Annotated in this window: 11 protein-coding genes; 3 read left to right on the top strand and 8 right to left on the bottom strand. The window is 60.7% G+C overall.

Annotated features, from left to right (window positions below; genetic code table 11):
• Positions 1-103: 103 nt before the first annotated feature.
• Complete coding sequence (locus tag HW556_RS04480) at positions 104-586, top strand: Ohr family peroxiredoxin (RefSeq protein WP_176898370.1); 483 nt, start codon at positions 104-106, stop codon at positions 584-586.
• 97 nt (positions 587-683) lie between these two features.
• Here the strand turns inward: HW556_RS04480 and HW556_RS04475 are convergent, their stop codons facing one another.
• The 3 genes from HW556_RS04475 to HW556_RS04465 form a co-directional block, all read right to left on the bottom strand.
• Complete coding sequence (locus HW556_RS04475) at positions 684-1,388, bottom strand: transglutaminase-like domain-containing protein (protein ID WP_176898368.1); 705 nt, start codon at positions 1,386-1,388, stop codon at positions 684-686.
• Between the two features lie 324 nt (positions 1,389-1,712).
• A complete protein-coding gene (gene sucC / locus HW556_RS04470) occupies positions 1,713-2,906 on the bottom strand; it encodes an ADP-forming succinate--CoA ligase subunit beta (protein WP_176898366.1) in 1,194 nt (397 codons plus the stop codon).
• A 284-nt stretch (positions 2,907-3,190) separates the two neighbouring features.
• Positions 3,191-4,327, bottom strand: coding sequence for a glycoside hydrolase family 113 (locus HW556_RS04465; protein WP_176898364.1), 1,137 nt, complete (start codon positions 4,325-4,327; stop codon positions 3,191-3,193).
• 114 nt (positions 4,328-4,441) lie between these two features.
• On the opposite strand from HW556_RS04465, the gene HW556_RS04460 reads away from it, so the two are divergent.
• On the top strand, positions 4,442-5,104 hold the full coding sequence (locus HW556_RS04460) for an ABC transporter ATP-binding protein (RefSeq protein ID WP_176898362.1): 663 nt from the start codon (positions 4,442-4,444) through the stop codon (positions 5,102-5,104).
• Between the two features lie 293 nt (positions 5,105-5,397).
• Entirely contained in the window at positions 5,398-6,195 is a 798-nt protein-coding gene (locus tag HW556_RS04455; protein WP_176898360.1) for a hypothetical protein, read from the top strand.
• A gap of 93 nt (positions 6,196-6,288) precedes the next feature.
• Here HW556_RS04455 and HW556_RS04450 read toward each other — a convergent pair whose 3' ends face one another.
• The 5 genes from HW556_RS04450 to HW556_RS04430 all read right to left on the bottom strand — a co-directional run bounded on the left by HW556_RS04450 (position 6,289) and on the right by HW556_RS04430 (position 12,171).
• On the bottom strand, positions 6,289-7,461 hold the full coding sequence (locus HW556_RS04450; protein WP_176898358.1) for an FAD-dependent monooxygenase: 1,173 nt from the start codon (positions 7,459-7,461) through the stop codon (positions 6,289-6,291).
• Positions 7,462-7,624: 163 nt separating this feature from the next.
• Complete coding sequence (dnaK, locus tag HW556_RS04445) at positions 7,625-9,577, bottom strand: molecular chaperone DnaK (RefSeq protein ID WP_176898356.1); 1,953 nt, start codon at positions 9,575-9,577, stop codon at positions 7,625-7,627.
• A 228-nt stretch (positions 9,578-9,805) separates the two neighbouring features.
• Positions 9,806-10,750: an alpha/beta hydrolase gene (locus HW556_RS04440; protein ID WP_176898354.1), complete on the bottom strand. Its 945-nt coding sequence runs from the start codon at positions 10,748-10,750 to the stop codon at positions 9,806-9,808.
• Positions 10,750-11,706 carry a pseudouridine synthase gene (locus HW556_RS04435; RefSeq protein WP_176898351.1) on the bottom strand — a complete coding sequence of 319 codons (957 nt, stop codon included), beginning with the start codon at positions 11,704-11,706 and terminating at the stop codon, positions 10,750-10,752. The genes HW556_RS04440 and HW556_RS04435 overlap by 1 nt, the downstream gene beginning before the upstream one ends.
• 69 nt (positions 11,707-11,775) lie before the next feature.
• Positions 11,776-12,171, bottom strand: a complete 396-nt coding sequence (locus HW556_RS04430) for a hypothetical protein (protein ID WP_176898349.1) — start codon at positions 12,169-12,171, stop codon at positions 11,776-11,778.
• Between the last annotated feature and the right edge of the window lie 67 nt (positions 12,172-12,238).

The following is a 12,238-nucleotide window of genomic DNA, read 5'->3' as shown; positions in this document are numbered from 1 at the left end:
CGTTTCCGCTTTTTATGCGAAATCCTGTACCCCCGTCAAGTAACCTTCCGGCGGGCTAGGCAGTTAATTAGCCAAACCTCTTTCTCACCAGCTATTCCTTCTTATGGCAAGCACCGAAAAAAAGACACTCTATACTGCCGATGCCACCGCCGTAGGCGGCCGTAGCGGCCATGTCCGCTCCGCCACCGGCATCATCGACCTCGAAATGTCGGTTCCCGAGGGCCTGGGCGGCAAAAAGAACGCCACCAATCCCGAAGAACTGTTCGCTGCCGGCTACTCTTCGTGTTTCCAGCAGGCGCTACTTGTTATTGCCCAGCGCGCCGGCGATAAGCTCGACCCTAGCACCGAGGTAAAATGCTCCGTTTCGCTTTTCCAGGAGGGCGAAGCCTACGGTCTGTCAGCCATTCTCGATGTAGACCTGAAAGCCTTTGATGAGCAGAAGAGCATCGACATGGTGCGTCAGGCCCACACCATCTGCCCTTACTCGGTAGGTACCCGTGGCAATATGGAGGTGGAACTGCGCGTAAATGGCAAAGCTATTTCTCTCAAAGCCGAAGACAATGCCGGCGTAGCTAGCCAGAAGTAGCTCTGGCTGCGTTTAACGCCGAACGGCCCGGAATCCTCACTGGATTCCGGGCCGTTCGGCGTTAAACGCGTCAGGTAATAAAACTGCGAACTGGAGACTAATGAACCTGCGACTCCCCGAAGCCCGACTGTGCTATTCGCTCGTTGGCAACCGGCGAAGCGTAGAAAGTAGCTGCCGAACTGGTGTATCGCATATTGCGGATACGGGTAGTGCGCTGAAATATGGTAGGCTTATGCGCCCCGGATGGCACAAGCATCAGCCCGGTCGATGATTTACTGATGCCGTAACGGTTGTCGAGCACAGTGTCGAAGTAGTACAGATACTGCTTTACCCACCGAAAGTAGGAGCGGGCCCCAGCCCGGGTAGAGCTGAGCACTGTCAGTTCGGGGCGGCCGGCCTGCAGGGCCTGTTGTAGCTCCAAGGCATTGAGCGGAGTGGGGCCGAGCATTGGAATGATATCGGCTTGGGCGTCTACCATTACCCATTTGCCTTGGTCGGGCAGCCAGGCTTCGGCCAGGGCGTGGCCGGCGGCCGAGGCTTTGGTCTGCACGTTGGCCGCCTTCAGGTACAGCGGCCGGGCTCGAATGCCCACTGCATTCAAAGCCGTGGCCAGCACCAGCCCGTATTCCACGCATTGCACCGACTCTCCGGCCTGAGCTGCGTGCAGAATGTCAAAGGCATCGGTCGATTTGAATGTCTGGCGACCGTCGTGCTCCAGCCGGAAGTACACCCATCGGCACATTGCCCGGGCCCTACCCAAATCGGTGTTTTCTGAAGCAACCACATTGGCCAAGCCAAACATTTCCCGAAACCGGGTTAAGTAAGCTGAGTCGGGCGAGCTAAAAAGCGGGGGATAGGCTACCGAGTCGGGGGCAGTCTGGTAGGCAATTATCGGCTGGTCTAAGGAATGGCTTGCTAACCGGAATTGACCGACAGTTGGCAGAGCCAGACTGGTGGCAAACAATGAAATGAGTAAAATCTTACTTTTCATACGCTAAAGCCAATAAGAGGGAAGTGGCCTTAACGCGAAACGAGCAGCAAGGTTGACCCGAGCGCAAACAAAGAGCCCACCCGATAAAACCAGGTGGGCTCTTTAGTAGGCAAAAAAGATGAAAGTCAGGCAGTTCTACTTGGCCAGTACTTCCTTCACGCGCTCGGCGGCATCTTTCAACAATACAGCCGAGTACACCTTCAGGCCGCTTTCGTCGATGATGCGGGCGCCTTCTTCGGCGTTGGTACCCTGCAGACGCACGATGATAGGCACGCGAATGTCGCCGATGTTTTTGTAGGCTTCCACCACACCGTTGGCTACCCGGTCGCAACGTACAATACCACCGAAGATGTTGATCAGGATGGCCTGCACGTTCGGGTCCTTCAGGATGATGCGGAAGCCGGCTTCTACGGTTTCGGCCGAGGCCCCACCCCCTACGTCGAGGAAGTTGGCCGGCTCGCCGCCGCTCAGCTTGATGATGTCCATAGTAGCCATGGCCAGACCAGCACCGTTCACCATGCAGCCCACGTTGCCGTCGAGCTTCACATAGTTCAGGTTCGAGGCCGAAGCTTCTACTTCCAGCGGATCCTCCTCGTTGGTGTCGCGCAGGGCGGCGAACTCCTTGTGGCGGTAGAGGGCGTTTTCGTCGAGGTCAACCTTGGCGTCAACTGCCAGGATTTTGTTGTCCGATGTTTTCAACACGGGGTTGATTTCGAACATGGCCGAGTCGGTTTCGTCGTAGGCCTTGTACAGGGCCGTCACGAACTTCACCATCTCCTTGAACGCCTCGCCCGACAGGCCGAGGTTGAAGGCAATTTTGCGGGCCTGGAAGCCCTGCAGACCTACGCGCGGGTCGATATGCTCGCGGTGGATTTTCTCGGGATGCGCCTCAGCCACTTCCTCGATGTCGACGCCGCCTTCGGTGGTGTAGATGATAACGTTCTGGCCGGTAGCCCGGTCGAGCAGCACGCTCATGTAGTACTCCTTGGTTTCCGACTCGCCGGGGTAGTACACGTCCTGGGCCACGAGTACCTTATGCACCTTGCGGCCTTCAGCACCGGTTTGCTTGGTAACGAGCTGCATGCCGATGATCTGGCCGGCAATTTCTTTTACCTGCTCCAGGTTTTTGGCGAGTTTCACCCCACCGCCTTTGCCGCGGCCGCCGGCATGAATCTGGGCCTTGATAACGTACCAGCTGGTGCCGGTGTCGGCGGTGAGCTTTTCGGCAGCGGCAACGGCCTCCTCAGCCGTATTGGCCACGATGCCTTCCTGTATGCGCACGCCGTAGCGCTTCAAAATGTCTTTGCCCTGATACTCGTGAATGTTCATAGAGGTCAGTTATGGGGGTGGTTTCTAACCGCGAAAGTATGCAGAATTGAGTTGGGAGTTGGTGGGGGATAAGGAATTGTTAGGTAATAAATTGCTGGCGTGAGCAGGTTACAGGGTTAAGAAGTGATGAAGTAACGAGGCAAAAAGAACGTCATTCAGAGCGCAGCGAAGAATCTCGCATGTTGATGTACTATATGTGTCGTTCAACTACGTTGCGAACGAGATTCTTCGCTGCGCTCTGAATGACGTTCTTTTTACCCCAGTTTCTACGTCCTCGAACTACGTCACCCGCCCTTTAAAAACCACTGACTCATTACGCGCTCAGCGGGCTTGTGCTGGGGCGTAAAATCGGCGTGGCGGCGGGCGGGGCCGTCGGGTTGCAGGCCGGGGTACCACTTCCAGATAAAAATGCCCTTAAACCAGGGCTTGTGCCAGAACGTTTCGAACAGGGCAGCGTAGCAGGCCGCCTGAGTGGCCTCGTCGGTGGGCATAAGCACATCCAGCTTCTGGGGCCATTCCCAGGGCTTTGCGGCTGCATCGGCGGTGGTTTTGTAGCCGGCTTCAGTGAACACAACGGGCTTGTTGTACTGCTTCTGTACGGCGGCTATGCGGCGTAGCGGCTCCCGCCAGCCGGCCAGTAAGCGGGTTTTTTTGGGGCTGGGTTCGGTGCTGAGAGGGAAGTACGCCTGCACACCGATAAAGTCCAGCGCGTCCCAGAACTTCACCTGCTCGAACTCGCCGCTCCAATTGGCGGCGTAGGTAAGTGGGCCGCGGTACACCTGCCGGATTTGCCCGATGAGCACCCGCCACTCGGCCTCGTGGCTCACAGTGCGCTCTAGCTCGGTGCCAATGCACAGCGCGTCGAGCTGGCCGGCTTCGGCCAGCCGGGCGTAGTGCAGGATAAAAGCCGAGTAGCTGTTGAACCAGGCCTGCCAGTCAGCTTCGGAAGTCATGTTAATGTCGCCCACCCAGCTGCCGCCGGGGCCGCGCAGCCACAAGTGGGGCTTGAGCAGCGTACGGATGCCGCGCTGCCGGGCCCGCTGGGCCATAAGCAGGATGCCCGCGTCGCTTTCGCCCCAGTAGCGGCGGCTGGCCACGCCGGTACGCAACTGCACGGAGGGCTCGGTCGCGCCCGCCATCCAGCCAAAAGGCATCTGGGCAATCCAGGTCACGCCGGCCTTGTTCAGCGGCTCCAGGTCGAGCATGGAAACCGAATCAGTGCCCACCCAACTCACGCCCCGCATCCGGCCATCGGGCGGCGGTGGGCCGGCGGGACTGGCAGTTGCCGAGGCCGCGGGCACGAGCGGGGCTGGCACAGTGCGGGGCCAGCTCCACCAGCCGGACGCCAGCACCAGCAATCCGGCGGCCACCAGTGACAGCGCGCCCAGCCAGCGCGGAAAACGGAAAGCGGGGAGGGGCATAAGCAGCATAGGAACCGGGAAGATACGCCCGCTCCGCCCCCAATGCCACCGCAACGCCCGACATTGCGTAGATTTGTTTCCGTACTTCTCTTTGTCCCCGTTCCCCGCCCCGTTTTGCTGCAAGCCATCAACGTCCGCAAAAGCTATAATACGCTGGAAGTGCTCAAGGGCATTGACCTGACCATCGAGAAATCGGAAATCGTGTCTATCGTAGGCTCATCGGGAGCCGGTAAAAGCACGCTGCTGCACATTCTGGGCACGCTCGACAACCCCGATTCGGGCGAGGTGCTGTTTGATGGCGAGTCGGTTAGCTCGCTGGGCCGCTCCGATCTGGCGCGGTTTCGCAACCGCCACATTGGCTTCATCTTCCAGTTTCACAACCTGCTGCCCGAATTTACGGCCCTGGAAAACGTGTGCCTGCCGGCGTATCTGGCCGGCCGCTCGGAAAAGGAAACCCGGGTGCGGGCCCGCGAATTGCTCGGCATGCTGAACCTGGAGCGCCGCGCCGACCACAAGCCCTCCGAAATGAGCGGCGGCGAGCAGCAGCGCACGGCCGTAGCCCGCGCCCTCATTAACTCGCCCGAAATCATCTTCGCCGACGAACCATCGGGCAATCTCGACTCGCAGAACGCCCAGGAGCTGCACCAGATTTTCTTTCTGCTCCGCAAAGAATTGGGCCAGACTTTCGTCATTGTGACCCACAACGACCAACTGGCCGAAATGGCCGACCGTACCATCACCATGAAGGACGGCTACATCTGGGAGGGCCCCAACTAAAGAGCCCCGCCAATAAGCTCAGTAGTATCCAGCGCCGGCAATTCGCCGGCGTTTTTTTATGGGGTAAATGCTGGTAGCCTTCTGCTACCGTAGAGGGTTTGCAATGTTGGATAGGCTAAATAGGTTAGCTCGATGTGAAGGACTAGTAAATTTGGCAATTGATAATGTAAGTTGCTGTTAATCAACGTAAAAAATTGCATAAAAAGGCGTGGATTTTTGCACCATTAAGGCTGGGCTGGGGTTATATACCCGAACGCATTTATGTCATTACAGGAACCTAACGGAAAAGCACCATGAGCCAAGCAGTCAAAGCCCCAAAAGAGCCCGTTCGCAAGCCTAAAGTTGAGAGCTACGACCTGTCGCACTCCGACGAAACGCTGCATCTGGCTACGGATCTGGCCAAGTTCATCAAGGAAAACAAACTCACGACCAACGTGCAGGGCAAGGAGTTTGTGAACGTGGAAGGCTGGCAGTACGCCGGCTCGCGCCTGGGCATCGTGCCCGTGGTCGAGCACGTCATTAACGTCAGCAACGAGCAAGAGATTAAGTATCAGGCCAAGGTGATTCTCTTCGATTTGAAGAGTGGCCAGACCGTGGGTGCCGGCTTTGCCGTGTGCTCCAGCAAGGAGCAGGGTAAGAAATTCTATCAGGAATTTGCCATCATGAGCATGGCCCAGACCCGCGCTATTGGCAAGGCTTACCGCAATATTTTGGCCTGGATAATTCGTGCCGCTGGTTACGAGCCCACCCCGGCCGAGGAGATGGACTATGCTGGCAACGTGCCCACCGTGGCTGAAACGCCCGCGCCGGTTACGGCCCCGCAGGCTGCCTCAACTGCGCCCGTTGCCATGAAGGCCGTGCCCGCCGAGCCGGTTGTCGCCGCTGAGTCAGCGGCTCCGGCCTATGCTTCGGCCTCGCAGAAGGAGGAAATTATCCGCCTGCTCAACCATCCGGTAGTTACCCGCGCCGAAAAGACCAAGATGTTGCTCAACATCAACCGCCTCGATGAGGAGCGCGCCACTCAGGCCATTGCCAAGCTGAAGAAGGCCATTGATGACCGCGAGAACGGCCAGACGGCCGCCGCCGCTTAAGTTTCAGTTTGAAGTTAAAAAGCCCGGTTCCTGCAAAGGAGCCGGGCTTTTTTGGGTCCGATTGGCGGCCAGTTTTGATACCACCCGTCGCCTTTAGTAGCGCGTTTGGTATATAAAGTGGGTTTGCCAGTTGGTGACGAAAGCGGGCAGGTGGCGCAGGGCCACGTCGCGGGTGGCGGCTAGCAGCGGGTGTTGCCACTGGGCCACGGCGCCCACCCACCGCGAGGCCCGCACAATGCGCCGGGTGCGGGAACCGCGCCGCCGCTCGAATTCTCGGAAAGCTGCCTCCGGCCGGGTTTCGGGACCCAGGCACTGACCCAGCACTACGGCGTCCTCGATGGCTTGGCCCGCGCCCTGGCCCAGGTTGGGCGTGGTGGCGTGGGCCGCGTCACCGAGCAGTAGCACCAGGCCCTGGGCGAAGCGGGGCAGGGGCGGCAAATCGACCGTGTCGTGCCAGATAAGCTGGTCGGGACGGGTGCGGCGCAACAGGTCGGGTACGGGCGCGTGGTAGTGGCCGAACAGCGCCAGCAGGTCGGGTGGGGTGTAGCGGGCCAGGCGAGCATCGGCGGGCGGGGCGTTGCGGGTGGCAAACCAGTACACGCGCCCGTCGCCCAGCGGTACGTAGCCGAAGCGCCCGGCCCGGCCCCAGGTTTCCCGGAACCGACCCGTAGCAGCGGGCAGCCGTAGGTCACTGGCCTCGACCACCGCCCGCCAGCAGGTGTAGCCCGCGTAGCGCGGCGCGCTCAGATGCGGAAACAGCTGCCGCCGTACCCGCGAATGAAGCCCGTCGGCCCCCACCAGCACCGCGGCCGTGTCAGGTTCGCCAGTCTGGAAATGGGCCGTTACCCGGCAGTCGGGGCCGGTGGTGGTGGTAGTGAAGTGGGTTAAGGCCCGGCCCGGCCGCACCACGCCCGGCGGCAGCTGCCGGAGCAGTAGCAGCTGCAAATCGGCGTGGCTGAGCGCCACGCTGCGGTGCGGCCCGAACCGCCGGGCCGCCAACCGGCTGGCATCCACATCGAGTAGCACCCGGCCCCGTTCATCAAGCAGCGTCAGGCCCGCTACTGGTTCGCCCAGCGCTGCCACGGCCCCGGCCAGCCCAATGGTGCCGAGCGCCTGCAACGTGTTGGCCCCCAGCACCAGCCCCGCGCCGGTGGCGTGCAGTGCGGGCGCGGCCTCGTACACCCGCACCGCGTGGCCCCGCTGCAGCAGCACGTGCGCCGTCGCCAGTCCCCCAATTCCCGCTCCGATAACGATGCACTCCGCCATAAATCGGGGCCAAGATAGGACAGTATAAGCCAACTCCGCGCCACTGCCAGCCGTGGCCGTTCAGCCCGCAAGCCACGCAAAAAAAGGCCCGAAGCATGGTGCTTCGGGCCTTTTAAACTTATCAGAAATCAGCGCGGTCAATTCAGAAAGCGCGAATCAACACTTACTTCTTACCATCTACTTCCTCGTAATCCACATCGGTTACGTCAGCATTGGCACCCTGCTGGCCGTTGCCGCCAGGCTGGCCGCTGTCGGAGCCGCCGAAGGGGTTGCCACCGTCGGCACCGGGCTGGCCGCCTTCGGCACCGCCCTGGGCGTACATCTCCTGCGAGGCAGCCTGCCAGGCCGTGTTTATGGCCGCCATGGCCGTATCAATGGCACCGAGGTCCTTGCTTTCGTGGGCCTTCTTGAGGTCGGCCAACGCATCTTCGACGGCCGTTTTGTTGCCGGCGCTCAGCTTGTCGCCGTACTCGGTCATCTGCTTCTCCGTCTGGAAAATCATGGAGTCGGCCTGGTTGACCTTCTCGATTTTCTCACGCTCGGCCTTGTCGGCTTCGGCGTTCGACTGGGCTTCCTGACGCATCCGCTCGATGTCGGCGTCGGAAAGGCCCGACGAGGCTTCGATGCGGATCTTCTGCTCTTTGCCCGTGCCTTTGTCCTTGGCCGTTACGTGCAGGATGCCGTTGGCATCAATGTCGAAGATGACTTCGACCTGCGGTACGCCGCGGGGTGCGGGCGGAATGGAATCGAGGTGGAACTTGCCGATGGTGCGGTTCTGCGAAGCCAGCGGCCGCTCACCCTGCAGTACGTGGATTTCCACGCTCGGCTGGTTGTCGGAAGCCGTCGAGAACGTTTCCGATTTCTTGGTAGGAATCGTAGTGTTTGACTCGATGAGTTTAGTCATCACGCCGCCCATGGTCTCGATGCCGAGGCTCAGCGGGGTTACGTCGAGCAGGAGAACGTCCTTCACCTCGCCAGTGAGCACGCCGCCCTGGATAGCGGCGCCGATGGCCACTACTTCGTCGGGGTTAACGCCCTTGCTGGGCTTCTTGCCGAAGAACTTCTCTACGTCTTCCTGGATGCGGGGCATGCGGGTCGAGCCGCCTACCAGAATCACGTCGTCAATGTCCGAAGTGCTCAGGCCGGCGTCCTGGAGGGCCTTTTTCACGGGCTCCATGCTGCGCTTGAACAACGAGTCGGCCAGTTGCTCGAACTTGGCGCGGCTCAGCTTTACCACCAAGTGCTTGGGGCCCGAGGCCGTAGCAGTGATGTAGGGCAGGTTGATTTCGGTTTCCGACGACGACGACAGCTCTACCTTGGCTTTTTCAGCAGCTTCCTTGAGGCGCTGCAGAGCCATGGCGTCCTTGCGCAGGTCGAGGCCTTCGTTCTCCGTGGCGAACTGGTCGGCTAAGAAGTTAATGATGACCTGGTCGAAATCGTCGCCGCCGAGGTGGGTGTCGCCGTTGGTGCTCAGCACCTCAAACACACCGTTGTCGAGCTCCAGAATCGAGATGTCGAACGTACCACCACCGAGGTCGTAAACAGCCACCTTGTGGTTGGAGTGGTCCTTGTCGAGGCCGTAAGCCAAAGCGGCAGCGGTGGGCTCGTTAATGATGCGTTTCACTTCGAGGCCGGCAATAGCGCCGGCTTCTTTGGTAGCCTGGCGCTGGGCATCGTTGAAGTAAGCCGGAACAGTAATAACGGCCTCGGTCACCGTGGTGCCTAAGTACTCCTCGGCGGTCTGCTTCATCTTCTGAAGCACCATGGCCGAAATTTCCTGGGGCGTATAGTTACGGTCGCCTATTTTCACGGCCACCGTGCCATTAGTGCCACCCACCACTTCGTAGGGCACGTTTTTGGTCTCCTCGGTTACTTCCGAGAAGTTACGGCCCATGAAGCGCTTGATGCTCTGGATAGTATTATTAGGGTTGGTAATGGCCTGGCGCTTGGCCGGGTCGCCCACCTTCCGTTCGCCCTTCCCGTTATCGAGAAACGCGACAATCGACGGCGTGGTCCGGCGGCCTTCGCTGTTTGGAATTACCACCGGCTCGTTGCCTTCCATTACGGACACGCACGAGTTGGTGGTGCCGAGGTCAATACCGATTATTTTGCCCATGATGCTAGTTGTATGAGTAGAAAGTAGGTTGTCAGTTGAAAAGGGCCGAAACCCTTGTGCACCGGTAATTACAAGAGGCGTACCAGCCCCGAAAATGCCCGTTTCTAATGACAGATTGTCATTTTTAGAGGTTGTGCAGCGGCTTTTCGCGACGGTCTGGCTTTCCGTGTAATCAAGCGGGGCAGAACTTCTGCCAGCCGGGCAGTAGCGCGAAGCGGAAGCTTCGCGCTACTGCCCGGTCATAAACCCCGTCACTGTGCGCTGCCACAGCGCCTCGTGCTTCCACCAATAGGGCTCGTGACCCGAGCCGGGGAAATCCTGGCGTTGCTTGGGGCCGGCCAGGGCAGCGAAGATGGCGTCGGTTTCGGCGCGGGTCACGCGTGGGTCGGTGGCACCCCACATAAGTAGGGTGGGTGTGGGGGTGCGGGCCGCATAGGTGGTGGCGTCGAGGTCGAAGGTATTGAAATCGTTGGCCGCGCCACCCCAGAACACCAGTAGGTTGGCCATCGGAAATGCGGGTACCCCCATCGAGCGGAAGCGGCTCTGAGCGGTGGCCAGCATCGAGCCGTAGGGGCATTCGAGTAGGTTGGCGGTGGGCCGGACGCCCAGTTCCGCTTCGGCCCGCAACGTAGCTACCGCGCCCATGGAGTTGGCGTAGATGAAAACCGGTCCCGGCCGCTTTTGCAGCCAGCGCACCACGGCCGCCACATCAGCAGCTTCCTGGTAGCCCACGGTGCAACGGGAACCTGCCGAGCCACCGCTGCCCGCAAAATCGGTGAGCAGTACGTTGTAGCCGAGTTGGCGGAAGTAGCTGGCCTCGTGCAGCAGCTGGCTTTTGGAGCTGGTGTAGCCATGAAACAGGGCCACCGTACCCCGCGCCCGCGGCACCGCGCCATACCAGCTTTCCAGCCGCCCGTTGGGGCCAGCCAAGCGCACGGTGGCGTACGGGAAAGTGGGTAAGGTGTGGTTGCGCGGCTTGGGCGTGCGTACGCCGGTGGCCAGCACCCACAGCTTGTCGGCCAGCGTCAGTTGCTCGGGGCTGCCAGTGGTACGGCCAGTATCAGTCGTAAAATGAGTGAAGCGCCAGGCGTGGAAAAAGGCCACCGCGTTCAGCAGCACGAAGCCCAGCGCTACTACCAATAGCCCACGCCGCACTAGGCGCCGCCGGGGCATTAGCCGCGCCGCTTGGGCCCGCCGCCCGCCGTGCCGGGCTTGCTGCCGGGTTTGCCACCGGTTGGTTTCGTGCCGAAGGTTTTTCCATTGCCGCCCCCGCCGCCAGGTCTGGCGCCGGCCGGCCGGCTACCAGTCGATTTTCCCCCGGTGGATTTGCTGCCCGCGGGCCGGGCAGGTGCGTCGGCGCGGCTGCCGGCTGGTTTTGGGCTGATTGATTTAGGCCCGCCGGCGGGCCGATTGGGCTTGCTGCTGGTGGTTTTGGAGCCACCGGGAGCCGTGAAGCCACCGCGCTTACCGCCGGTTTTTTTGCCGCCAGGCGGAATGCCCCCGGGCCAGTACTCGGAAGGCTTGGGCGTTTTGAAGGTGCCGGCCGCGGCCGTCTGGGCGGCCATTTCTTCGGTGAGGATGCGCACTTCCGTGTTGGTCAGCTCGCGCCACTGGCCGGGCTGTAGGTCGCCCAGGTCCATGTCGGCAATGGCGGCGCGCACCAGGCGTAGGGTGGGGTAGCCCACGGCGGCCGTCATTTTGCGCACCTGCCGGTTCATACCCTGCGAAATGCGGATTTGAAGCCAGCTGGTGGGAATGGCGGCCCGGAAGCGGACCGGCTTGCTCCGCTCCCAGAGCTCGGGGGCCTGGGGCAGAAGCTCCACTTCGGCGGCCGAGGTATAGCCGGTTTTCAGGTCTACGCCCCGGCGCAGGTTCTCCAGGGCCTCGGGCGTGGGCTCACCTTCTACCTGCACCCAATATGTTTTGGGCACCTTGAAGCGCGGCTCTGACAGCCGGTGCTGCAGCTGCTTGTCGTCGGTGAGCAGCACGAGTCCCTCCGAGTCATAATCGAGCCGCCCAACGGGGTAGATTTCGGGTATCTCCACAAAATCCTTAAGCGTCTGCCGGCCGGTTTCGTCGGTAAACTGGGTCAGAACTTCGTAAGGCTTGTTGAGCAGGATGTAGCGCATGGGGGAGGTTAATTAGGAGCTTTTCTGTCATCCTGCGCTTGCGAAGGATGACCTTGTGCAAAGGTAGGGCTACTGTGCCAGCCGCCGCTTACGGACGCTCTCGGCAATCAGCAGGCGTACTTCACCGTTAAGGCGCACCACATACTCGCCACTGTCGCGGATGAGGATGCCGTCGGGCGTCTGGTCGCGGTAGTCGTGATAAACCAGAATGCCGATGCGGGCCGTGTCGGCGGGCGTAGGCGCGGGCGGCGCGGGCAGATTGTTAATCTGGGCCATCTGGGCTAGGTACAGCAGCGAGTCGCGGCGGGTGTAGGGCTCCAGCCGAAACTTGCCCGGCGCGTAGTTGCGGGCCGTGGAAACCCGGTTGCGCAGGAAATCCTGCACGGCCAGCTCGGCTTTTTTATCGGTTGATTTCGCGCAGCCGGTGAACAGCAGAACGGTGGCGAACAGGTGCAGGTATTTCATAAGCAGAGGTAGGGGCGGGGCTTGCCCCCGCCCGCCATTAGGGCGTCATTGTCTTTCTCTTTTACAC

Origin of the sequence: Hymenobacter terrestris (assembly GCF_013377905.1) — a bacterium.
Lineage (GTDB): Bacteria > Bacteroidota > Bacteroidia > Cytophagales > Hymenobacteraceae > Hymenobacter > Hymenobacter terrestris.
This window is presented reverse-complemented; position numbering and strand designations above follow the sequence as displayed.

What these genes read in the sequence shown, in the direction of transcription:
- HW556_RS04480 (WP_176898370.1), top strand. Translation starts at nt 104, where the DNA reads ATGGCAAGCACCGAAAAAAAGACACTCTATACTGCCGATGCCACCGCC.
- HW556_RS04475 (WP_176898368.1), bottom strand. Translation starts at nt 1,388, where the DNA reads ATGTTTGGCTTGGCCAATGTGGTTGCTTCAGAAAACACCGATTTGGGT.
- sucC (WP_176898366.1), bottom strand. Translation starts at nt 2,906, where the DNA reads ATGAACATTCACGAGTATCAGGGCAAAGACATTTTGAAGCGCTACGGC.
- HW556_RS04465 (WP_176898364.1), bottom strand. Translation starts at nt 4,327, where the DNA reads ATGCCCCTCCCCGCTTTCCGTTTTCCGCGCTGGCTGGGCGCGCTGTCA.
- HW556_RS04455 (WP_176898360.1), top strand. Translation starts at nt 5,398, where the DNA reads ATGAGCCAAGCAGTCAAAGCCCCAAAAGAGCCCGTTCGCAAGCCTAAA.
- HW556_RS04450 (WP_176898358.1), bottom strand. Translation starts at nt 7,461, where the DNA reads ATGGCGGAGTGCATCGTTATCGGAGCGGGAATTGGGGGACTGGCGACG.
- dnaK (WP_176898356.1), bottom strand. Translation starts at nt 9,577, where the DNA reads ATGGGCAAAATAATCGGTATTGACCTCGGCACCACCAACTCGTGCGTG.
- HW556_RS04440 (WP_176898354.1), bottom strand. Translation starts at nt 10,750, where the DNA reads ATGCCCCGGCGGCGCCTAGTGCGGCGTGGGCTATTGGTAGTAGCGCTG.
- HW556_RS04435 (WP_176898351.1), bottom strand. Translation starts at nt 11,706, where the DNA reads ATGCGCTACATCCTGCTCAACAAGCCTTACGAAGTTCTGACCCAGTTT.
- HW556_RS04430 (WP_176898349.1), bottom strand. Translation starts at nt 12,171, where the DNA reads ATGAAATACCTGCACCTGTTCGCCACCGTTCTGCTGTTCACCGGCTGC.